Source organism: Blattabacterium cuenoti (genome assembly GCF_014252335.1).
GTDB classification, from domain to species: Bacteria; Bacteroidota; Bacteroidia; order Flavobacteriales; family Blattabacteriaceae; genus Blattabacterium; species Blattabacterium cuenoti_AL.
Window position 1 is genome coordinate 369,235 of record NZ_CP059218.1, and the last position, 23,667, is coordinate 392,901.

Consider the following 23,667-nt stretch of genomic DNA (forward strand, 5'->3'; position numbering starts at 1 on the left):
GATCATCTATTTTTTTTTGAAAAAATTAAATACATTTATTAATGCACTTTCAGTAAAAATGATATAATAATATTTTAATAATAAATAACTATTTAAATTATTTATTAATAATAATTTAAAATTTTGTAAATTTCTAGAAGATAAATATAAATTATTGTTTATATTATTAATAATCATTAATGATTTTTTATTATTATTTAGTTTCATGGAAACTAAAATTTTGACTAATGTTTTAGTACTAGGATTAGTTAATTTAATATCTTCTACTATAAAAACTGTATTTGTTGTCAATTTATATTTTAAAATAGATTGTCTCACTAAATGTTTAGTTATTTTATTGGTTTTTTTTATATTATATTTTTTTGGAATAGGACCAAAAATTCTACCACCTCCTCTAAATAAAGGATTTTTGATACTTCCTTTTCTAGATCCACCAAGACCTTTTTGTTTATGTAATTTTCTATTACTACCAATAATTTTACTTCTATTTTTAGCAGAATGAGTTCCTTGACGTTGTGCAGAAAGATATCGTTTAATTTCTAAATAAATACAATGATTATAAGATTTTGTAGATAATATGATATCTTTAAAATCTATTTCTTTATCAGTAAAATTTCCATGTTGATTTAAAATATTTAATTTCATTTTTGTTTTTTAATTATTAAATATGAATATTTATTTCCTGGAACTGATCCTTTAATAATAAGTATTTGTTTGTCTATATTAATTTGTAATATTTTTAAATTTTTAATCGTAATTTTTCTATTTCCCATTCTGCCTGCCATTTTTTTACCTTTAAATACTCTAGATGGATCAGAACCAGCCCCTATTGACCCTGGTGCTCTTAAACGATTATGCTGTCCATGACTTTTTTCACCTACTCCAGAAAATCCATGTTTTTTAACTACTCCTTGAAATCCTTTTCCTTTAGAAAAAGACTGTATATTTACTAATTCTCCAACTGAGAATAATTGATTTATATTAATACATAATCCAACTTTAATATCTATAGTAGAATTATTGATAGTAGTCTTATTTAAGACAGTAAAATTTCTAATTTCTATAAGTTTTTTTTTTGGTGAAATACCTGATTTATGAAAATGACCCAATAAAGGTTTATTAGTATGTTTAATTTTTTTATTTAACACACCTAATTGAATAGCTTCATATCCATCTTTTTCTATTGTTTTAATTTGTGTAATATAACATGATTCAAATTTTATTAATGTACACGGAATATTATATCCTTTTTCAGAAAAAATACTAGTCATTCCTAAATTCAATCCTATTAATCCTTTTAATTGTAACATATTATATTATTTATTTTATTATACTTTTATCTCTGCTTCTACTCCACTCGGTAATTCTAATTTCATTAAAGCATCAACTGTTTTAGAAGATGCATTATGTATCTGTAATAATCTTTTATGAGTAGGTAATACAAATTGTTCCCTAGATTTTTTATTAACATGCGGTGATCGTAAAACAGTATATATTTTTTTTTCCGTAGGTAATGGAACAGGTCCATTTAATATAACCCCAGTTGGTAATACTGAATTTACAATTTTTTCTGCCGATTTATCTAAAAGATGATAATCATACGATTTTAACTTAATTTTTATATTATGCCCCATATTTAATATTTAATGTTAATTATTTATTTATTTATAATATTATTTATAATATTATTTGGCACAGAATCATAATGAGAAAATTCCATACTGGATGTTCCACGTCCAGACGATAATGTTCTTAATACAGTAACGTATCCAAACATTTCTGATAATGGAATCATAGCTTTAATTATTTTTGTATTTTTTTTATCAATCATACTTTGAATCATTCCTCTTCTTTTATTTAAATCTCCTATAATATCACCCATATTATCTTCTGGAATTATTACTTCCAATTTCATAATTGGTTCTAATAAAATGGGTTTAGTTTTTTTAGCAGCAGTTTTAAATCCTAATTTTCCTGCTATTTCAAAAGAAATTTGATCAGAATCAACAGCATGATATGAACCATCTAAAATAGTAATTTTAGCATTATCAATTTCATAACCAAATAATGGACCATTTTTCATCATATCTCTACATCCTTTTTCTATAGCTGGTAAATACTCTTTTGGAATATTTCCTCCTTTTATCTTACTAATAAATTCTAATCCATGTGTTCCAGAATCTCCTGGTTCTAATTTAAATAATATATCAGCAAATTTTCCTCTACCTCCTGTCTGTTTTTTATAAATTTCTCTATGTTTAATACCAATAGTTAATGCTTCTTTATATTCTACTTGTGGAGTCCCCTGATTTACTTCTACTTTAAATTCTCTTTTCATTCTATCCACAATAATTTCTAAATGCAATTCTCCCATACCGGATATAATAGTTTGTCCTGTATAACTATCTGTTCTAACTTGAAAAGTTGGATCTTCTTCCATCAATTTAGAAAGCGCTAAACTCATTTTATCAATATCAGATTTTAATTTTGGTTCAATAGCTAAACCAATTACTGGTTCAGGAAATGATATATTCTCTAATAATATTGGATAATTTTCATCACATAAAGTATCTCCAGTTTTAATAGTTTTTAATCCAACAATAGCAGCTATATCACCAGCTCCTATACTTTTAATAGGAATTTGTTTATTTGCATGCATTTGATAAATTCTAGAAATTCTTTCTTTATTATGAGATCTAACATTAAAACTATAAGATCCAGCATTAATTTGTCCAGAATACACTCTAAAAAATGCTAATCTACCTACAAATGGATCACTAGATATTTTAAATGCTAATGCAGAAAATGGATCATTATTATTAGGTGTTCTAACCTCTTTTTTTTTACTTATTGGATTAATACCTACAACATTTTTTACCTCTAATGGTGATGGTAAATACATACATACAGCATCTAATATTGTTTGAACACCTTTATTTTTAAATGAAGATCCACAAAAAATAGGAATAATATTCATATTAATAGTATTTTTTCTTAATGAAAAAATAATTTCTTCTTCAGAAATAGAATTTTGATCATATAAAAATTTTTCCATAATATTATCATCATATTCAGACAATGATTCAATAATATTATTATAATAAATTTTTACCAATTTTTTCATATTATATGGAATTGGAATTTCTTTAAATGTTAATCCATAATTTTCCTCATTCCATATAATTCCTTTTTGTTTTATTAAATCTACTATTCCAACAAAATTATCTCCTGATCCAATTGGAATTTGTAATGGTACAGAATTACCACCTAATATTTTTTTAATTTGTACACTAACATTAAAAAAATCTGAACCTTGTCGATCCATTTTATTAACAAAAGCTATTCTTGGAATAGAATATTTATCAGCTTGTCTCCAAACAGTTTCTGATTGTGGTTCCACACCATCTACAGCACTAAATAATACTATCATTCCATCTAAAACTCTTAAAGATCTTTCTACTTCTACTGTAAAATCAACATGACCTGGTGTATCAATTATATTAATATTATATTCATGATTTTGATATTTCCATCTACAACATGTAGCAGCAGAAGTAATTGTAATTCCACGTTCTTGTTCTTGTAACATCCAATCCATTGTTGCAGCTCCATCATGAACTTCTCCAATTTTATGATTAATACCTGTATAAAATAAAATTCTTTCTGTAGTCGTTGTTTTTCCAGCATCAATATGAGCCGCAATTCCTATATTTCTAGTATAGTTTAAATTTTTACTCATAATTAAAATCTAAAATGAGAAAATGCTTTATTAGCTTCTGCCATTTTATGAATATTTTCTTTTTTCTTAAATGCTTCACCTTGTGAATTAAATGCATCTATAATTTCACTTGCTAATTTATCAGACATTGTTTTTTCATTTTTTCTTTTATAAGCAGATGTAATTAATAATTTAATAGATTTTGTCACTTTATTCTTAGGTGCAATCGGTACGGGTATTTGAATATTAGCTCCTCCCATACGACGATGTCTAACTTCTACATGAGGCATAACATTATTTAATCCTTCTTTCCAAATTTCTAATGCAGTTTTATTATTCTCTTTATGAGAATTTATAGAATCAATTTTATCCATAGCATGATAAAAAATTTTATAAGCTAAATTTTTTTTACCATTTTTCATCAAATGATTTACAAATCTAGTAACCAATGGATCATTAAACTTTGGATCTGGAAAATATATTTTTTGTTTGCGCTTAATTTTTCTCATATTAATTACTTATTTATATTTTTAGTAATTTTAGCACCATATTTACTTCGACTTTTTTTTCTACCATTTACTCCAGCAGTATCACGAGCTCCTCTAACAATTTTATATTTTACACCTGGTAAATCTTTCACTCGACCACCTTTAACAAGAACAATAGAATGTTCTTGCAGATTATGACCTTCTCCCGTAATATAAGTAATAACTTCTTTACCATTGGTAAATCTCACTCTTGCCACTTTTCTCATAGCAGAATTGGGTTTTTTTGGAGTAGTTGTATACACACGAATACAAACTCCACGTTTTTGAGGACATAAACCTAATGCAAGAGATTTTCTTTTTTTTGACATTGAATTTCTTCCTTTCCTTATTAATTGTTGTATTGTTGGCATATAATATTAGATATGATTAACATAAATTTTCTTATTTTGAAACGGATTTTCTTCTTGTAAAATTGTAGAATTTATATTTAATTTTTCATAAATATAACGAAAAGTAGAAAGTAAGCATGGATATCCATCTAAAATTGCAATATTATGCTCAAAATGTGCGGAAATACTATTATCCTTAGTTGTTACTGTCCATCCATCTTTATGAAAAATTACTTCTGAGGTTCCTTTATTAACCATTGGTTCTATTGAAAGAACAAATCCATTTTGTAATTTTAATCCTTTTCCTTTTATTCCAAAATTTGGAACTTCTGGATCTTCATGCATTTTTTTTCCTAATCCATGACCTACTAAATCTTTTACAATATAATATCCACTATTTTTTATAAAAGATTCTATAGAATAACCAATATCACCAATATAATTTTCAGTTGTACAATTAGCAATACCTATATATAAAGATTTTTTAGAACAATTTAGAAATTGTTTTACATGATTTTTTACTTCTCCAACTTCAAAAGTATATGCATGTTCTCCATAAAATCCATTCATATATACACCACAATCTACGGATAATACATCTCCTTCACATAATGGTTCATTATTTGGAATTCCATGTACCACTTGATTATTAGGAGATACACATAATGTATTTGGAAAATTATATAATCCTAAAAATGCAGGAAGTCCACCATGATCACGAATAAAAATTTCAGCTATTTTATCTAAATAAAGTGATGTTACTCCTGGTTTAATTTCTCCAGCTAATAGTCCTAATGTTTTAGAAGCTAAAAATGCACTTTTTTTAATTAATAAAATATCTTCTAGTGTTTTTAATTGTATCATATTTTATTAATTATAGAATGACCACTCATAATATTAGGAACGTTTAAATTCATTAATTGTAAAATTGTAGGAGCAACATCACATAAACTACATTGTTCTTTTATTAAAAAATGTTTTGTTTCTTTTGTTTCTATAAAATAATATTCTGGATCTATAAGAATAAAAGGAACTAAAGACGTAGTATGAGATGTATTTGGAGTTCCATCTTTATTTATCATATAATCTGCATTTCCATGATCACCAACAATAATTATAGAATACATATTTTTCATTGCAATTTGATAACATATTTTTACACAATTATCTATATATTCACAAGCTTCTATAGTTTTTAACATATTTCCTGTATGACCCACCATATCTGGATTAGCAAAATTTAAACAGATAAAATCTGCATTTTGACTATTTAATTCTGGAATAATCATATTTACTATTTTTTTAGCACTCATTTTAGGTGCTAAATCATATGTTGAAACTTTAGGTGATAAACAAATTTTTCTTTTTTCTCCTATAAAAGCTGCTTCTTCCCCACCTGAAAAAAAAAATGTAACATGTGGATATTTTTCACTTTCAGCAATTCTAAGTTGTTTTTTTCCTTCATTTGCTAATATTTCTCCTAAAGTATTAGATAACTTTTTTTGATTACAAATAACATGTACATTTTTATATTTTAAATCATATGAATAAGAAGTCATAGTAATATAATATAGATTTAATTTATGTTTATCTTGAATGAATAATTCAGTAATTTGTTTTGAACGATCTGGACGAAAATTAAAACAAAAAACTACATCGTTAGTTTCTATTTGAGAAATCGGATTATACAATTTATCTACTATAATAGATGGATATAAAAATTCATCAGTATGACCATCTTGATAAGATTTTTCAAGATAATCAAAAATATTTCTTGTTTTAATCCCTTTAGCATGTACCATTGCATCAAATGCAATTTGTGTTCTTTCCCATTTATTATTTCTATCCATTGCATAATATCTTCCCATAACAGTAGATAATTGACCAACAGTTTGTTTCATTACATCTAATAAAGTTTTTATATAAAGAATACCTTTTTTAGGATCCGAATCTCTACCATCTGTAAAAACATGTACAAATACTTGTGATAATTTTTTATTATTTGCTAATTTAAGTAAATAAATTAAATGATTTATATGAGAATGGACTCCACCATCAGACAGTAAACCAATAAAATGTAATTTTTTTTTATAAAATGAAACATAATTTAAAATAGGATCAATGTCATATGATAAATGATTATTTTTTATTGCTAAATTAATTTTTTCTAAACTTTGTGTGACTTTTCGTCCAGATCCTAAATGTATATGGCCTACTTCTGAATTACCGGCTTGATTATAAGGTAACCCAACATATTGTCCTGATGCATGTATATTAATAGATGGATATTTACGATAACAAAAATCTATAAATGGAGTTTGAGCTTGTTCTATTGCGGAAACATCAACATTTTCTGGATTAGAAATCCCCCAACCATCTAAAATCATCAACATTATTTTTTTTATATTACTACTCATGAAATACTAATTCTTTTATAATTATTAATTTGTATATGTTTAAAATTTTTTAAATATTCTTGAATAGTAATTTTAGTATTTTTAATATATTTTTGATTTATCAATGTATTATTCATTATAAATTTTTTAATTTTTCCAGAAATCATTGAATTTTTAATAGTTTCTGATTGATTTTCATTTTTGATTTGATCTTTAATAATTTCTAATTCTTTTTTAATTAATGATTTTGGAAAATCATTTTGATTTATAGAAATTGGATTCATTGCAGTAATATGAAGAACTATATTTTTAAGATCATTAGTATATTTATTATATTCTTCTGTTTTTATTGTAGATAAAAATCCAACTAAAGTAGCTATTTTGTAATAATGAGTATAATGTAATACACATGGAGAATGAATTTGTTCAAAAATTTTTAATTCTATTTTTTCACTAGTAATTGCAATTTGATCATAAATTAAATTTTTAATTTTATTCAAAAAAAATTCTTTATTATTATAACATAAAGATATATTAGCAATTTTTTTTAAAAAAAAAATAAATTCTCGACTTGTAGATAAAGCATCTGTTTCACAACTTAATCCAATAATATTACCAATATTTTTATTTTGATTAGTAATCGATATAATGGCTCCATGTTTTATGTCATCTAATGATTTTTTGAAATAAATTTTTTTACCTTTTTTTCTTAAAAATATAATTGCTTCTTCAAAATGTCCATTTGATTTAATAAGAGCATTTTTACAATCTAAAATACCTATTCCAGTTTTTTTTCTTAGTTTATAAATTTGATCAATATTTATTGTCATAATTATTTGTAAATTATTGATTTTTAACAATTATGTTTGTAATAATTTGTAAAATTAAATTAATAGATTTAGAAGAATCATCATTAGATGGAATTGGAAATTGAATATTATTTGGATTAGTATTAGTATCTATCATTGCAAAAATTGGAATTTTTAATTTAATAGCTTCAGATAATGCAATTTTTTCTTTATATGGATCAATTAAAAATATTCCTCCTGGTAATTGATTCATTGAAGAAATACTACCTAAATTTTTATATAATTTTGAATATATTCTGTTTATTAATAACCGTTCTTTTTTGGATAACGTATCAAAAGTTCCATTTTTTTTCATTTTTTCTATATTATTCATTTTTTTTATTGATTTACGAATAGTAGAAAAATTAGTTAATAATCCACCCAACCATCTTTCTGTAACACATGGCATATTTAAAATTTTTGCATAAAACATAACTTTTTCTTTAGCTTGTGCTTTAGTCCCTACTAATAAAATTTTTTTTCCAAAAGATATAATTTTTATTAATTCTTTACATGCTTGATATAACTTAATAATTGTTTTTGATAAATCTATAATATGAATTCCTTTTTTTTTCATAAATATAAATGGGCTCATATTCGGATTCCATTTTCTTGCAACATGTCCAAAATGAACTCCAGCTTTTAATAAATCTATCATATTAAATTTCGTACCTGTTATTCTTGGAATATTTATATTATTATCAATAATAATATTGTTGATTTTTTCTTCTGATGTTATTGATTGATTATTTGTTTTCGGAATAATATTATTGATTTGTTTTTCTAATTGTATTGGTTCTTTTTGTTTTTTATTAATAACATTATTGATATCTTTTGTTTTTTCTGATTTTGTTGATTCATTATTTATTTTCGGAATAATATTATTGATTTGTTTTTCTAATTGTATTGGTTCTTTTTGTTTTTTATTAATAACATTATTGATATCTTTTGTTTTTTCTGATTTTGTTGATTCATTATTTATTTTCGGAATAATATTATTGATTTGTTTTTCTAATTGTATTGGTTCTTTTTGTTTTTTATTAATAACATTATTGATATCTTTTGTTTTTTCTGATTTTGTTGATTGATTATTTCTTTCTATTTCCATAATTATAAAATTAACGTTTTGAAAACTGAAATTGTTTTCTTGCTTTTTTTTGTCCAAATTTTTTTCTTTCTACTTCACGAGAATCTCTAGTTAATAATCCATATTTTTTTAATAATTCTTTATGATTTGTATCTAACATACAAAGAGCTCTAGAAATTGCTAAAGAAATTGCTTCTGCTTGCCCATTATATCCACCTCCAATAACTTTAATATCAATATTAAATTTATTATTATAATCGAAAAGTTGAAATGGATGTAAAATTTTATTTTGAGTATATTTTGAAAAATATTTTTTATAATTTATAGAATTAATAATAATTTTTCCATTTCCATATTGTAAATAAATCCTAGCCAATGATCTTTTTCTTCTACCTATAGCGTGAATTTTCATATTTTTATTTTTTTAAAGATTTAATATTTAACTGATGATGTTTATGTATTTCACCTGAATATATATGAAGATTTTTTATTAATTTTTTTCTTAATCTATTTTTTGGTAACATTCCCCATACCGCTTTATATATCAATAAACAAGGATTTTTTTTAAAAATATTTTTCGCTAAAATAGTTTTTTGTCCTCCAGGATATCCTGTATAATGAATATATTTTTTACACATCCATTTATTACCAGATAATTCTATTTTAGAAGAATTAATAACAATGACATGATCACCACAATTTAAATGTGGAGAAAAATTAGGTTTATGTTTACCTCTTATTTTTAATGCTATTATCGAGGATAATCGTCCTAATTGTTGACCATTCGCATCTATAATGATCCATGTTTTTTGATTGATATGATATGTAGTTTTAAAACTTAAAGAATCCATTTTTTATAATTTTGTAAATTAATATAAAAAATAAAATTAAATGACTTTTTGTCATATAAAAAATAATTTTTTTATTTATTAACATAAGTATTAACATGTAATATATTATGGCATAATGATTGGAGTATTGAAACATTAAGGATAAATTCAAAAAACTTAAAATAAATATGAGTAAAATTATAGGAATTGATTTAGGAACAACAAATTCATGTGTATCTGTAATGGAAATTAATGATCCGGTAGTAATTCCAAATTCAGAAGGAAAAAGAACTACACCTTCTGTAGTAGCATTTGTAGAGGGTGGTGAAAGAAAAATTGGAGATCCTGCTAAAAGACAATCTGTAACAAATTACAAAAAAACTATTTTTTCTATTAAAAGATTTATGGGAAGAATGTATTCAGAAATTACAGAAGAATTAAAATATGTTCCGTATCAAATGGTAAAAGGTGGTAATAATACTCCACGTGTGAAGATAGAAACTAGATTATATGCTCCTCAAGAAATATCAGCTATGATTCTTCAAAAAATGAAAACAACTGCAGAAGATTATTTAGGGCATACAGTAAATCAAGCAGTGATTACTGTTCCAGCATATTTTAATGATGCACAAAGACAAGCTACTAAAGAAGCTGGTGAAATTGCTGGATTAAAAGTTGAAAGAATTATTAATGAACCTACTGCAGCAGCATTAGCATATGGATTAGATAAAGGAAAACAAAACAAAAAAATTGTAGTATATGATTTAGGAGGTGGAACATTTGATGTTTCTATTCTTGAATTAGGAGATGGTGTCTTTGAAGTACTTGCTACTAATGGTGATACTCATTTAGGTGGAGATGATTTTGATCAAGTAATTATTGATTATTTAGCTAATGAATTTTATTCATTAGAAAAAATAGATTTAAGAAAAGATCCAATGGCACTTCAACGTTTAAAAGAAGCATCTGAAAAAGCTAAAATTGAATTATCTTCATCAACACAAACAGAAATTAATTTACCATATATTACTGCAACAAATTCAGGACCAAAACATTTAGTAATTAAATTAACAAGATCTAAATTTGAACAATTATCAGAAAAATTAATACACAGATCTATTCATCCATGTGAAACTGCAATGAAATCTGCAGAACTTACAAGTCAAGATATAGATGAAATAATATTAGTAGGTGGATCTACAAGAATACCAAAAGTACAAGAAGGAGTTGAATCATTTTTTAACAAAAAACCATCTAAAGGAGTTAATCCAGATGAAGTTGTAGCTATAGGTGCAGCTATACAAGGTGGTGTATTAGCAGGAGATGTACAAGATGTGTTATTATTAGATGTGACTCCATTATCTCTTGGAATTGAAACTTTAGGTGGTGTATTTACCAAATTAATAGATTCTAATACTACTATTCCAACTAAAAAATCAGAAGTATTTTCTACTGCTGCAGATAATCAAGCTGCTGTTACTATTAGAGTAGGACAAGGAGATCGATCAATGTTTAAGGATAATAAAGAAATTGGACGATTTGATTTAGTTGATATTCCACCAGCTCCAAGAGGTACACCTCAAATAGAAGTAAGTTTTGATATTGATGCTAATGGAATTCTTAATGTTTCTGCAAAAGATAAAGGAACTGGTAAAAAACAATCTATACGTATAGAAACATCTTCAGGTTTAAATCAAGAAGAAATTGATAAAATGAAACAGGATGCAGAAAAAAATCTAAAACAAGATGAAAAAATTAAAAGTGAAATAGACAAATTAAATACAGCAGATAATCAAATTTTTCAAATAGAAAAACAATTAAAAGAACATGATAAAAAATTATCATCATCTCATAAAACACAAATACAAAATTCTTTAAAAGAATTAAAAAATGCACATGCAAAAAAAAATTTGCATGACATAGATATTTATACAAAAAAATTAAATGATATTTGGATCAAAGCATCACAAGATATTTATAAAAATACATCCAATTCTAATACACATAATACAACATCTAATACATCTTCTAATACATCTTCTAATACATCTTCTAATACATCTAATAAAGATAAAGAAAATCATAATAAACATAAAGACAATAATAATGTACAAGACGTTGATTTTGAAGAAGTTAAATAATTAATCTTTATATAAAAATACTAATTCTTCTAATTTATATTTGTTGAATTAGTATTTGATTATGTATTTATTATCAGATGATTAAATGTTTAATAAAAAAAATGATTGTAATAATTGGTATAACTATAATATAACTATCAAATCGATCTAAAAATCCTCCATGTCCAGGAAATAATATGCCAGAATGTTTAACATTATAAGATCTTTTAATTATTGATTCTATAAAATCACCTATTGTAGCAAATATAGAAATAACAATAGATAAAAAAATCCACTCAATATCTAACCACCATATTTGTATATATAAACTTAATATAAAACAAAATAACATTCCTCCAAAAACTCCCTCTACAGTTTTTTTAGGAGATATTGATATAGAAATTATATTTTTTCCCAATTGTTTGCCAATTATAAATGAACAAGTATCATTAGTCCAAATCATAAGAAAAGTATTCAAAATAATGTCTTTCCCATGATCAAAATTAGAATAAATAATAGTAGATAAATAAAAAGGAATGATAATATAAAATAATCCAAATAGGACATGAATGATTTGATTAATTTTTTCTTTATAAGAACATTTTAAACAAAACAATTGAAACATTATATATATATAATATATAATAAAAAAAATTATGTATAATTTTTTTGAAATTATTAAATCAATTAATATTGGACATATTAAAATATATAACGAAGATTGAATTAACTTAATATATATTTTAAAAATTATTAATAATTCAAAAAAACAAATATAAGAAAATATCATCATTAAAATTCTAAATAATTTGTCTCCTTGTTCAATAGCAAAAAATATTAATAATATATAAATTATTCCTGTTAATAATCTTATAATAAATTCAGAGTTAAATTTATAATACATTATAATACATTGTTGATTAAGATAAATAATTATTATTTACTATTTTTAATACATTGTCTATACCATTTTCATTATCAGAAAATGGTCTATCTCCAAAAATTTTTTTTAAATCTTCTCTAAAAATTACTTCTTTTTCTAACAATTCATTAGCAAGCATAGAAAGTTTATCTTTATTCTTATTTAATAAATATTTTGCTCTATTATATTGTTCTGTAATAATTTTAAATATTTCTTCATCTATAGTTTGTGCAGTTTTCTCACTATAAGGTTTAGAAAATGAATATTCATTTTGTCCAGTAGAATCGTAATAAGAAATATTACCTACTTTTTCATTTAATCCAAAAATTACTACCATAGATTGAACTTGTTTTGTAACCCTTTCTAAATCATTTAATGCACCTGTAGAAACATTATTGAAAATAATTTCTTCTGCACCTCTACCAGCTAATAAAGCACATATTTCATCTTTCATTTGCTCCGGAGTAGTTAATTGTCTTTCTTCAGGTAAATACCATGCAGAGCCTAATGATTTACCTCTAGGAACAATTGTTACTTTGACTAAAGGAGATGCATATTCTAATAACCAACTAATGGCTGCATGTCCAGCTTCATGATATGCTATACGTTTTTTTTCATGAGGTTTAATAATTTTATTTTTTTTTTCTAATCCTCCTATAATTCTATCTATCGCATCTAAAAAATCTTGATGTTGAATTTTAGATCTATTTTTGCGAGCTGCAATTAATGCAGATTCATTACAAATATTAGCTATATCTGCGCCACTAAATCCTGGTGTTTGTCTTGCTAAAAAATCAATATCTACTGTTTTTGATAAAACTAATTTTTTTAAATGAACTTTAAAGATTTCTTTTCTTTCATTTAATTCAGGTGTTTCAACTAAAATAGTTCTATCAAAACGTCCAGGACGTAATAATGCTTTATCTAAAATATCAGATCTATTAGTAGCTGCTAATACTATGACATTAGTTTGAGTGCCAAATCCATCCATTTCAGTAAGTAATTGATTTAAAGTATTTTCTCTTTCATCATTTGATCCAGCAATATTATTTTTTCCTCTAGCTCTACCTATTGCATCTATTTCATCAATAAATATAATACAAGGAGATTTTTCTTTAGCTTTTTCAAATAAATCTCTTACTCTAGATGCACCTACTCCTACAAACATTTCGACAAAATCTGATCCAGATAATGAAAAAAAAGGAACTTGGGCTTCTCCTGCTACTGCTTTTGCTAGTAATGTTTTTCCTGTTCCTGGTGGTCCCATTAAAAGAGCTCCTTTTGGAATAGTACCACCTAATTTAGTATATTTTTTGGGACTTTTTAAAAATTCAACAATTTCTTGTACTTCTTCTTTAGCACCTTCTAATCCAGCAACATTTTTAAATGTAATTTTTACATTATCATTTTCATTAAATAATTTAGCTCTAGATTTTCCTATATTAAATATTTGACCACCTGGACCACTTCCAGAAGAACCAATTTTACGAAATATAAAAATCCAAAAAATGATCAATAATAATAAAAATATTCCATAATCAAAAAAAAATTTTGTTATTGTATAATCTTGTTGATTTTTAAAATCAATTAAAGTATTTAATTTATATTTTCTTTTATAATCTTCGAATTTTTTTTGAAAAAATTGTAAATCTCCTATTTCAAATTCGTATTGAAGAGATGGATTCAGAAATTTTCTATGATTTTTCAAAAAATTTTTATAATGATAAGGTGGTAAAAATTCTTTATTTAAATAAACATGAACTATTTCTTTATGTTTAACGATAATTTTTTGTATTTTACCTTTTATAAGGATATTAAAAAATGTATCTTGATCAATTTTTATTGGATTAGAAAATGAATATTTAAATAAAAAAATACATAAAAATATAGTTAATATAATTATATATATCCAAAAAAAGTTATTTTTACTCTTTACTTTTTTATTTATCATAAATGATCTTTAATTGTTATGTTAACTAACATAAACTAATCCAAATTTGTGTTTTGTTCCCATAAATGTTCTAAATTATAATACAATCTTATTTTTTCTTGAAATATATGTACTACAATAGTAATATAATCAATTAAAATCCATTGTTTATTTTCAACCCCTTCTACATGACAAGGATTTTTGTGACATTTTTTTATAATAATATTTTTCACATATTTAAAAATAGCATGAACTTTATTAGTTGATTGTCCACTACAAATAATAAAATAATCACAAATAAAATGTTGTTTTTTTTTTAAATTTAAAATAGTTATATCTTTTCCTTTAACCATTTTAATTCCTTCTATAATTTCTTTTAATAGCAAAATAGAATTTTATTTATATTATGCTTAACAAAAATAAGTTTTTCAATTAAATTAATTTTTGTTAAATAAAATATTTTGAATAAATTAATTTGGCCTATACATTTAATTCAATTAGATACAGTTAGATCTACTAATCAATATGCAAAAAAAATTATATCAAAAAGAACACCAAATTGGACTATAATTAATGTAATCCATCAAACACATGGAAAAGGAACAAAAAATAATCATTGGTATTCAGAAAAAGGTAAAAATTTAACTTTTAGTATTATATTAACATCATCATTAGTTCATTTTATATCATATATATTTACAGGATATTTACATAATATTATAATATGTAATGCAATTCATAAAATTTTATATAATTATACTCATAATTGTTGGATTAAATGGCCTAATGATATCATATTATATGATAAAAAAATAGGAGGTATTTTAATAGAAAATAATATAAAATTTTGTTCTATTAATTATACAATTATAGGAATTGGATTAAATGTTAATCAAATCTTATTTGATCCAAAATTAAAAACATCATCACTACGTAGAAATTTAAAAATAAATTTTAATTTAAAAGAATTACTATTAAATATTATTAGTTCTATACAAAAAGAATATTTATATATAATATCTAATCAAAAAATACAAGCAATTAATTATTATAATACATTTTTGTATAAACGCAATCAACGTTCATGTTTTATCATTAAAAGACACAATCATAAAATAAGACCATACTATTTACAAGGTATTATTCAAAAAATTAATAAATATGGTCATTTAATTATTCAAGTTAATAAACATAAAAAACTATTTATTTTTTCTACAAATGATATTCAATTTTTATTTTAAAATATTAATATGTTGATATATATTTTTTTGTTAAATATTTTTTAATACAAAATAATAATACAATATTAATAATATTTGATATAAAATAATATAGAGATAATGCAGAAGCATAACTATTAATAAAGAATAACATAATAACTGGCATTATATAAGATAAAAATATACGAATATCTGAAGTATGTTCTTCATAATGATATTTATCTTGAATCACATCATTATTATTTAATTTAGTATAAATTAATAGTACTATTGAATAACATAATGTTAATAAACTAACATGATTTCCATAAAAGGGAATAGTTAAAGGTAATTGATAAATAGAATCATAAGATGTTAAATCATCAACCCATAAAAATGATTTTCCTCTCAGATTAATTAAATTTGGAAAAAATTTAAATAAAGAATAGAATATAGGTATTTGAAATAACGTTGAAAAACATCCTGATAATGGTGTAATTCCAGCTTTTTTATATAATTCCAGAATTGCTTTTTGTTTTTCTAAAGGATGTGTATTTTTTAACTTAACATTTAATTTTTCAATTTGTGGTCTGAGAATTTTCATTATTATATTTAACTTATATTGATTATAAGTCATTGGAATTAAAATAATTTTAACAACTAGTGTCATTAATATAATAATAATACCATAATTAAGATGAGTTTGTTCTAACAACATAAAAATTGGTAAAAAAAAATATTTATTAATAAATTTCAAAAAGCCCCATCCAAATGGAATAATATTTTCTATTTTATTTTCAAATTGTTGTAAATATGTTAAATCTAATGGACCAAAATATAATTGAAAAGCAATCTTAAATTCTTCTATATGATTAATATTTGCAATATTAAAAAGAGTTTTTGATTGAATTTTTTTTAATAAATTATTATTATCTGCAGATACATTTTCAGATGAAATAAATAAATTATTTAATGGTTTATGAGGAATAATAATAGAAGAAAAAAATTGTTGTTTATGTGCAATCCAATTTACATTATTTATTTGTCTATTTTCATTATTTTTTTCAGATAAAGATTTAATATTATAATAAGTTATTTTGTTTTTATTTTTATTATACGAATAATAAACTTTAGTATATAAATTTTCCCAATGTCTATCTTTTTCTAAAGACAATAAATATTGTTCAATATTTAAATAAATAGGAGACTGTTTATTTAATTCATAATATAAATTATTTGTTTTAATAATCAAATTTAAATTATAATTATTTGGTTTTAAAGAATATATATATTCTATAGAACCTGGCCCATATGGATTATGAGCTTTCATTTTCATAATATAATTTCCATTATTAATATAATAATATGGATGAAAATATAAATATTTCGTATTTATTTGATGATTCTTTTTATCAAAAACAATTAAATTATAAAATAAACTAGTATTTTTAATCAAAAATAAATGTTTTTGATGTGATAATGTATTCATATCATAAGCTTTATATTTTTTTAAAAAAACTTCATTTATTATTCCACCTAAATTGGAAATTCCAATTTTAATCATATTATTTTCTAAACAACAATCATTTTTATATTTATTATTTAATAAACTAACATGATTTTTTGGTTTATGATTAATATGATGAATTACTGGATAATTCCAATAATTAAAAAGAATAATAATCAATAATATTAAAATTATACCTATGATTGAATTAATATCAATATTTTTTTGATTATTCATATTCATAATTATTATTTAATTATTTAATGGTAAGTAATGGTTGATTTACATAATTTTTTGATTCTTTAACAAAAGAAAGAAATATTGGATGAGGATTAATAATAGTACTTTTATATTCAGGATGAAATTGGACACCTATAAAAAAAATATGATTATCTAATTCTATAACTTCTACTAAAGCAGTATCAGGATTGATTCCTGATATTGTCATTCCAGCATTTGTAAATAATTTTAAATAAACATTATTAAATTCATATCTATGACGATGTCTTTCTATAATTTGTTCTTGTCCATAAATAGAAAATATTTTAGAATTTTTTTTTAAAACACATTTTAAATTTCCTAATCTCATAGATCCTCCTTTATGTTTTATATTTTGTTGATTTTTCATTAAAATAATAATTGGATCTTTTGTATATGGATTTATTTCACAGCTATCAGCATCTGGTTTATTTAAAACATTTTTAGCAAATTCTATCATTGCTACTTGCATACCTAAACATATTCCTAAAAAAGGAATATTATTTATTCTTGCATATTCTGATGCTAAAATTTTACCTTGTATTCCTCTATTGCCAAATCCAGGTGCGATTAATATTCCTGAAATACCATGAAATATTTTAATAATATTTTTTGTTTTAATGATATATGAATTAATCCATTTAATATTTACAAATATTTTTTGATGAGTTCCAGCATGAATTAATGATTCTTTAATTGATTTATATGAATCATGTAATGCGACATATTTCCCGACTATAGCAATAGTAATTTTATATTGTGGATTTTTATATTTTTTTATAAAATTATTCCATGGATCTAAATTAGGTTGTTTTAAAGACAATATATTCAATGTTTTTAAAACTTTTTTATCAAAATTTTGAATATGTAATAAATTAGGAATATCATAAATAATTTTCGTATTTATTGATTCAATGACATGAGTAGGACTTATATTACAAAATAATGATAATTTTTTTCTAATATTATTTGATATATGTTGTTCTGTTCTACAAACTAAAAAATCCGCTTGAACTCCATTTTCCATTAAATTTCTTATAGAATGTTGTGTAGGTTTTGTTTTAATTTCTCCTGTTGCAAATATATATGGCAATAAAGTAAGATGAATAACGATACTATTAGTATATCCTAATTCCCATTGTAATTGACGCACAGTTTCGAGATAAGGTAAAATTTCAATATCTCCTACCGTTCCACCAATTTCAACTATAATAATATTATAATATTTAATTTTGTCTAAAATTTTTATACGTCGTTTAATTTCATTAGTAATATGAGGAATAACTTGAACAGTTTTACCTAAATATTTACCTTTTCTTTCATTATCTATAACTGTTTTATATATTAATCCAGAAGTTACATTATTTTTATGAGTAGTGATTTGATTTAAAAATCGTTCATAATGACCAAGATCTAAATCAGTTTCATATCCATCTGATGTGACAAAACATTCTCCATGTTCATAAGGATTTAATGTACCAGAATCAATATTAAAATATGGATCAAATTTTTGTATAGTAATTTTATAACCTCTACTTTTTAATAAAACTCCTAATGACGAAGAAATAATCCCTTTTCCTAAAGAAGAAGTCACACCACCAGTAACAAAAATATATTTTGTTTTCATAATGAAACATAAATGAAAATTTAATGAATTTTCTAAATATATAAAATAATTTATAATTTTTTTTTATATTTGCAAAAAACAATTTAGAAGCAAGTACTATGTAGTCAGCTCCCTATTAAATCCTCCAGGGTGGGAACACAGCAAAGGTAATTAGGTTGTAGCGACTTGATGTAGTTTACTTGCTTCTTTCTTTATAAAGCAATATTCAATAATTATGTAATTTTATTATTCAACTACTAACATTATAACTTTATATTTATAATTATTGGATAATTTATTAATATGGATCATTTATTAACATGTAGTTTTTGCGGAAGAAAAAAAAATGAAATTACCTTAATTGTCTCAGGAATTAATGGAAATATATGTAATTCTTGCATAGAAAAAACATATTCTATCATTCATAGAAAATTTACTTCAAAATCTTCCGATCAAAAACATACAATCAATAATCATAAAGAGGAAAAAAATAAAAAAATTAATATACAAATTCCAAAAAAAATCAAAAAATTTTTAGACTATTATATTATTAATCAAGATATAGCAAAAAAAGTAATTTCTGTAGCTATTTATAATCATTATAAAAAAATTCAATTTGATTGTAATAAAAAAAATGATGATGACATTGAAAAATCAAATATTTTATTAATAGGAGACACAGGTACAGGAAAAACATTATTGGCCAAAAGTATCTCTAAATGTCTCAATTTACCTTTTGCAATAGCAGATGCTACTAATTTAACTGAAGCAGGATATGTTGGAGAAGACGTAGAATCTATTTTAACTAAATTATTACAATCTGCTGATTATAATATTCATAGAGCAGAAAAAGGAATTATATTTATTGATGAAATAGATAAAATTGCAAGAAAAAAAAATAATCCATCTATTACTAGAGATGTTTCTGGTGAAGGTGTACAACAAGCTTTATTAAAAATATTAGAAGGAGACATAATTAATGTTCCTCCACAAGGTGGTAGAAAACATCCAGATCAAAAAATGATCAAAATCAATACTAATAATATATTATTTATAGCTGGTGGTACATTTGAAGGATTAGAAACAATTATTAATAATAGAATTAATCAAACATCAATTGGATTTATTTATAATAATAAACAAACTCATCAAAATCAAAAACAATTTTATTTAAAAAAAATTATATCTGACGATTTAAAAAATTTTGGATTAATTCCGGAATTAATAGGTAGATTCCCAATTATAACTTATTTATCTCCATTAAATAAATCTATGTTAAAAAAAATTTTAACAGATCCAAAAAATTCTTTAATTAAACAATATAAAAAATTATTTGAAATGGATCAAATATCTATACATCTTTCAGAAGAAGCATTAGATATTATTGTAGAAAAAACTATAGAATTAGGATTAGGTGCAAGAGGTTTGAGAAATATTTGTGAAAAAATATTTTTAGATTTGATATTTAATATTGAAACATTACAAAAAAGAACCAAAATATTAAACATAGATAAAGACTTACTGATTAAAGAATTATCTAAATATGATTAACATATATTTTTTAATTTTTATCATGAAGTAATTTCCACAATTTATGTTTTAATTTTAAAATTCCTTCTTTTGTAAAAGAAGAAATAAATATAATTGTTTCTTTCAAAATATTGACTATATTTTGTCTAATTAAATTATCTGTAATTAAATCAGATTTCGATATAACAACTAATTTTTTTTTATTTAATAATTTTGGATTAAATTTATTTAATTCATTTAATAATATAGAATATTCTATTTTAAAATTCTTACTTTCAGAAGTAAGTAAAAATAATAAAATAGAATTTCTTTCTATATGTTTTAAAAACACATATCCTAATCCTTTTCCTTTATAAGAATTTTGTATTATACCTGGAATATCAGCTATGATATATGATTCATATCTATATTTTACTACACCTAAATTTGGTTGTGTAGTAGTAAATGAAAAATTGCCTATTTTTGGTTTAGCATTAGTTATTACAGAAAGTAATGTAGATTTTCCTACATTTGGAAATCCAATAATACCAACATCTGCTAATATTTTTAATTCAAATGTTAACCAAGTTCCTACAGTTTGTATTCCATATAATAAACTAATTATAGTTGGTTTTTTTAAAAGTTTACTACCTTTTCCACCCAATCCTCCTTGTAATAAAATTGTCTGTTCATTATTAAAAATAATTTCTGCTAATATATTTTGATTTTTATCTTTAATTATTGTTCCTAAAGGAACTTTAATATATAAATCATTTCCATTTAATCCAGTTTTATTATTTTTTCCACCTGCATATCCAGATTCTGCTATAAAATGTCTTTGAAATCTTAAATGAGCAAATGTACGATAATGTGAGGTACCTAAAATAATAATATTACCACCTTTTCCTCCAGATCCTCCATCTGCAATACATTTTTTAATTTTTTTCCCTTTTTTAATATGATTTGAACCAATTCCACCATTGCCACTTTTACAAAAAATTTTTATTAAATCTATAAAATGATTGGTCATAGATTAATAATTTCTTTTTCTATAAAAAAAGATATATTATTAATAGAATAAGAAGCATTTAATTTAACAATATATTTTTTCCATTTTTTATCATTCCAAATATAGGATGTTTCATTATCATATTCTTCTATTCTTTTTTTAACAGTTTTAATATTAATATCATCATATCTATTACTTATTTTACCTCTTTTTAATAATCTTTTTATTAAACAATTTGTATTGATCTCAAAATGAAAAATAATATTAATTTTTCCTAAAGAAAAATAATTTAATATTTTTTCTAAAGAAATTACTTGATGTTTGGTCCTTGGATATCCATCGTAAATAATTCCTGTAGATCCAATATATTTTTTAATTTCTAATTTCAATAAATTTGTAGTAATTTGATCTGGTACTAAAATTCCTTTATTAATATAATCAAATACCACTTTTCCAAGTGGTGTTTGATTCAAAATATGATTTCTAAATATATTTCCTGTAGATAAATGTATAAATCCAAATTTTTCCGATAAAATTTGACCTTGAGTTCCTTTTCCGCATCCAGGTGGACCAAAGAATATAATATGTCGCATAGAAACATCTTTTGTATCTAAATAATTTAAAATTGGAAATAAAATAAAGTATTTATTTAATATTAAAATAAACAATTAAACATAATTTTTTATTCATAAATTTACAGAAATTTATTATCTATTTGATTTACAAAAATTGCATGTTATATGAAGTTTTTTATAGATACAGCTAATTTAAAAGAATTAAAAAAAGCAAAAATGTTAGGTATATTAGATGGAGTCACTACTAATCCATCTTTAATTGCAAAAGAAAATTTATCTAATAAACAAATAATTTATAATCATTATATATCTATTTGTAATTTATTAGATAATATTAATGGAAATGTAAGTGCAGAAATTATTAGTACAAATTATAAGGATATGATTATAGAAGGAGAAGAATTATCTAATTTAGATAAAAAAATTGTAGTTAAAGTGCCCATAATTCAAGATGGACTCCGTGTTATAAAATACTTATATCAAAAAGGCATTAAAACTAATTGTACTTTAGTATTTTCTCCATTACAATCAATATTAGCAGCAAAAGCAGGAGCCACATATGTTTCTCCATTTTTAGGAAGATTAGATGATATTGCATATAATGGAATATCTTTGATAAAAGAGATTAAAAATATTTATAATAACTATAATTTTAAAACTAAAATCTTAGTTGCTTCTATTAGAAATCCAATACATATTGTAGAATGTGCAAAACTTGGTGTATATGCAGTCACTTCACCTTTAAATATATTATTAAAAAGTTTTTATCATCCTATGACAGATATGGGATTAAATAATTTTTTAGAAGATTATAATAATACAATTAATTAATTTTTAATTTTCCTTGTATTAAATATTGAATGGCTATAGATGTAGCTTTTGGTAGTGCTTCATAAAATTTAGATAATTCTATTTGTTCTTTATTTTCAACAGTTTCTTCTAAAGTATTTTTTTCTAAAAAATGAAATTCTTCTAATTTTTTATCTAAACTTGCTTTAATATATTTATCAATATTTTTAGATACTTGATCTAAAATACATATAGTTTCATATATATTTTTACCTGATTGATTTTCTAAACTTGAACGATCAACAGTTTCTGTATTTAAAGGTGCAGTAAATATATCAAAATTCATTATTATAATATTTTTTTTAAAATATAATTTATTAATTGTAATAAATTATTAGTGATTTTTTGTCTTGTTGATACTTTTTGATCTGTATCTGTTATTATGTTTTTATTAGCATTAGTTTTAGCTATAGATATATTTTTATTA

The 23,667-nt window shown here is 22.8% G+C and carries 24 protein-coding genes and 1 other RNA gene; 5 read left to right on the forward strand and 20 right to left on the reverse strand.

Annotation, left to right across the window (positions count from 1 at the left end):
• Positions 1-6: 6 nt before the first annotated feature.
• The 12 genes from rplD to rplM form a co-directional block, all read right to left on the reverse strand.
• Positions 7-645, reverse strand: a complete 639-nt coding sequence (gene rplD / locus H0H37_RS01775) for a 50S ribosomal protein L4 (protein ID WP_185882263.1) — start codon at positions 643-645, stop codon at positions 7-9.
• A complete protein-coding gene (gene rplC, locus H0H37_RS01780) occupies positions 642-1,310 on the reverse strand; it encodes a 50S ribosomal protein L3 (protein ID WP_185882264.1) in 669 nt (222 codons plus the stop codon). The genes rplD and rplC overlap by 4 nt, the downstream gene beginning before the upstream one ends.
• An 18-nt stretch (positions 1,311-1,328) precedes the next feature.
• Positions 1,329-1,634: a 30S ribosomal protein S10 gene (gene rpsJ, locus H0H37_RS01785; protein ID WP_185882265.1), complete on the reverse strand. Its 306-nt coding sequence runs from the start codon at positions 1,632-1,634 to the stop codon at positions 1,329-1,331.
• 23 nt (positions 1,635-1,657) lie between these two features.
• Positions 1,658-3,739: an elongation factor G gene (fusA, locus tag H0H37_RS01790; RefSeq protein ID WP_185882266.1), complete on the reverse strand. Its 2,082-nt coding sequence runs from the start codon at positions 3,737-3,739 to the stop codon at positions 1,658-1,660.
• 2 nt (positions 3,740-3,741) lie between these two features.
• Positions 3,742-4,227 (reverse strand): 30S ribosomal protein S7, encoded by a 486-nt coding sequence (gene rpsG, locus H0H37_RS01795; RefSeq protein WP_185882267.1) that lies wholly within the window; start codon positions 4,225-4,227, stop codon positions 3,742-3,744.
• Between the two features lie 5 nt (positions 4,228-4,232).
• Positions 4,233-4,616, reverse strand: coding sequence for a 30S ribosomal protein S12 (rpsL, locus tag H0H37_RS01800; protein ID WP_185882268.1), 384 nt, complete (start codon positions 4,614-4,616; stop codon positions 4,233-4,235).
• 6 nt (positions 4,617-4,622) lie between these two features.
• A complete protein-coding gene (gene map / locus H0H37_RS01805) occupies positions 4,623-5,459 on the reverse strand; it encodes a type I methionyl aminopeptidase (protein WP_185882269.1) in 837 nt (278 codons plus the stop codon).
• Complete coding sequence (gpmI, locus tag H0H37_RS01810) at positions 5,456-7,012, reverse strand: 2,3-bisphosphoglycerate-independent phosphoglycerate mutase (protein WP_202985176.1); 1,557 nt, start codon at positions 7,010-7,012, stop codon at positions 5,456-5,458. Before gpmI ends, map begins: the two co-directional genes overlap by 4 nt.
• Complete coding sequence (tsf, locus tag H0H37_RS01815) at positions 7,009-7,821, reverse strand: translation elongation factor Ts (protein ID WP_185882270.1); 813 nt, start codon at positions 7,819-7,821, stop codon at positions 7,009-7,011. Before tsf ends, gpmI begins: the two co-directional genes overlap by 4 nt.
• Before the next feature lie 13 nt (positions 7,822-7,834).
• The gene (gene rpsB / locus H0H37_RS01820; protein ID WP_185882675.1) at positions 7,835-8,497 is read right to left on the reverse strand and encodes a 30S ribosomal protein S2; all 663 of its coding nucleotides are present in this window, start codon (positions 8,495-8,497) and stop codon (positions 7,835-7,837) included.
• 460 nt (positions 8,498-8,957) lie between these two features.
• Positions 8,958-9,338 carry a 30S ribosomal protein S9 gene (rpsI, locus tag H0H37_RS01825; RefSeq protein ID WP_185882271.1) on the reverse strand — a complete coding sequence of 127 codons (381 nt, stop codon included), beginning with the start codon at positions 9,336-9,338 and terminating at the stop codon, positions 8,958-8,960.
• Positions 9,339-9,342: 4 nt separating this feature from the next.
• On the reverse strand, positions 9,343-9,777 hold the full coding sequence (rplM, locus tag H0H37_RS01830; RefSeq protein ID WP_185882272.1) for a 50S ribosomal protein L13: 435 nt from the start codon (positions 9,775-9,777) through the stop codon (positions 9,343-9,345).
• A gap of 167 nt (positions 9,778-9,944) precedes the next feature.
• Between rplM and dnaK the strand changes: the two genes are divergently transcribed.
• The gene (gene dnaK / locus H0H37_RS01835) at positions 9,945-11,897 is read left to right on the forward strand and encodes a molecular chaperone DnaK (RefSeq protein ID WP_185882273.1); all 1,953 of its coding nucleotides are present in this window, start codon (positions 9,945-9,947) and stop codon (positions 11,895-11,897) included.
• A gap of 73 nt (positions 11,898-11,970) precedes the next feature.
• Here dnaK and H0H37_RS01840 read toward each other — a convergent pair whose 3' ends face one another.
• From H0H37_RS01840 to rsfS, 3 genes are read right to left on the reverse strand one after another with little or no spacing between them, the layout of a single operon-like run.
• The gene (locus tag H0H37_RS01840) at positions 11,971-12,780 is read right to left on the reverse strand and encodes a phosphatidate cytidylyltransferase (RefSeq protein WP_185882274.1); all 810 of its coding nucleotides are present in this window, start codon (positions 12,778-12,780) and stop codon (positions 11,971-11,973) included.
• 16 nt (positions 12,781-12,796) lie between these two features.
• Complete coding sequence (gene ftsH, locus H0H37_RS01845; protein ID WP_185882275.1) at positions 12,797-14,749, reverse strand: ATP-dependent zinc metalloprotease FtsH; 1,953 nt, start codon at positions 14,747-14,749, stop codon at positions 12,797-12,799.
• Between the two features lie 35 nt (positions 14,750-14,784).
• Positions 14,785-15,114 carry a ribosome silencing factor gene (rsfS, locus tag H0H37_RS01850; RefSeq protein WP_185882276.1) on the reverse strand — a complete coding sequence of 110 codons (330 nt, stop codon included), beginning with the start codon at positions 15,112-15,114 and terminating at the stop codon, positions 14,785-14,787.
• A gap of 75 nt (positions 15,115-15,189) precedes the next feature.
• On the opposite strand from rsfS, the gene H0H37_RS01855 reads away from it, so the two are divergent.
• Positions 15,190-15,969 (forward strand): biotin--[acetyl-CoA-carboxylase] ligase, encoded by a 780-nt coding sequence (locus H0H37_RS01855; RefSeq protein WP_185882277.1) that lies wholly within the window; start codon positions 15,190-15,192, stop codon positions 15,967-15,969.
• Positions 15,970-15,973: 4 nt separating this feature from the next.
• Here the strand turns inward: H0H37_RS01855 and H0H37_RS01860 are convergent, their stop codons facing one another.
• Positions 15,974-17,677: a YidC/Oxa1 family insertase periplasmic-domain containing protein gene (locus tag H0H37_RS01860; RefSeq protein WP_238785475.1), complete on the reverse strand. Its 1,704-nt coding sequence runs from the start codon at positions 17,675-17,677 to the stop codon at positions 15,974-15,976.
• A 13-nt stretch (positions 17,678-17,690) separates the two neighbouring features.
• Positions 17,691-19,319: a CTP synthase gene (locus H0H37_RS01865; protein WP_185882278.1), complete on the reverse strand. Its 1,629-nt coding sequence runs from the start codon at positions 19,317-19,319 to the stop codon at positions 17,691-17,693.
• An 87-nt stretch (positions 19,320-19,406) separates the two neighbouring features.
• On the opposite strand from H0H37_RS01865, the gene ffs reads away from it, so the two are divergent.
• Positions 19,407-19,507, forward strand: an RNA gene (gene ffs, locus H0H37_RS01870) — signal recognition particle sRNA small type.
• Positions 19,508-19,601: 94 nt separating this feature from the next.
• Complete coding sequence (clpX, locus tag H0H37_RS01875; RefSeq protein ID WP_185882279.1) at positions 19,602-20,849, forward strand: ATP-dependent Clp protease ATP-binding subunit ClpX; 1,248 nt, start codon at positions 19,602-19,604, stop codon at positions 20,847-20,849.
• Between the two features lie 10 nt (positions 20,850-20,859).
• Here the strand turns inward: clpX and obgE are convergent, their stop codons facing one another.
• Together obgE and H0H37_RS01885 are read right to left on the reverse strand one after the other, a co-directional pair.
• Positions 20,860-21,837: a GTPase ObgE gene (obgE, locus tag H0H37_RS01880; RefSeq protein WP_185882280.1), complete on the reverse strand. Its 978-nt coding sequence runs from the start codon at positions 21,835-21,837 to the stop codon at positions 20,860-20,862.
• Positions 21,834-22,484 (reverse strand): adenylate kinase family protein, encoded by a 651-nt coding sequence (locus tag H0H37_RS01885; protein ID WP_238785476.1) that lies wholly within the window; start codon positions 22,482-22,484, stop codon positions 21,834-21,836. Before H0H37_RS01885 ends, obgE begins: the two co-directional genes overlap by 4 nt.
• Before the next feature lie 72 nt (positions 22,485-22,556).
• On the opposite strand from H0H37_RS01885, the gene fsa reads away from it, so the two are divergent.
• A complete protein-coding gene (gene fsa, locus H0H37_RS01890) occupies positions 22,557-23,222 on the forward strand; it encodes a fructose-6-phosphate aldolase (protein WP_185882281.1) in 666 nt (221 codons plus the stop codon).
• On the opposite strand, the gene H0H37_RS01895 is transcribed toward fsa, so the two are convergent.
• Positions 23,215-23,526, reverse strand: coding sequence for a hypothetical protein (locus H0H37_RS01895; protein WP_185882282.1), 312 nt, complete (start codon positions 23,524-23,526; stop codon positions 23,215-23,217). The two genes, fsa and H0H37_RS01895, sit on opposite strands and share 8 nt — an antisense overlap.
• Positions 23,527-23,667: the final 141 nt, after the last annotated feature.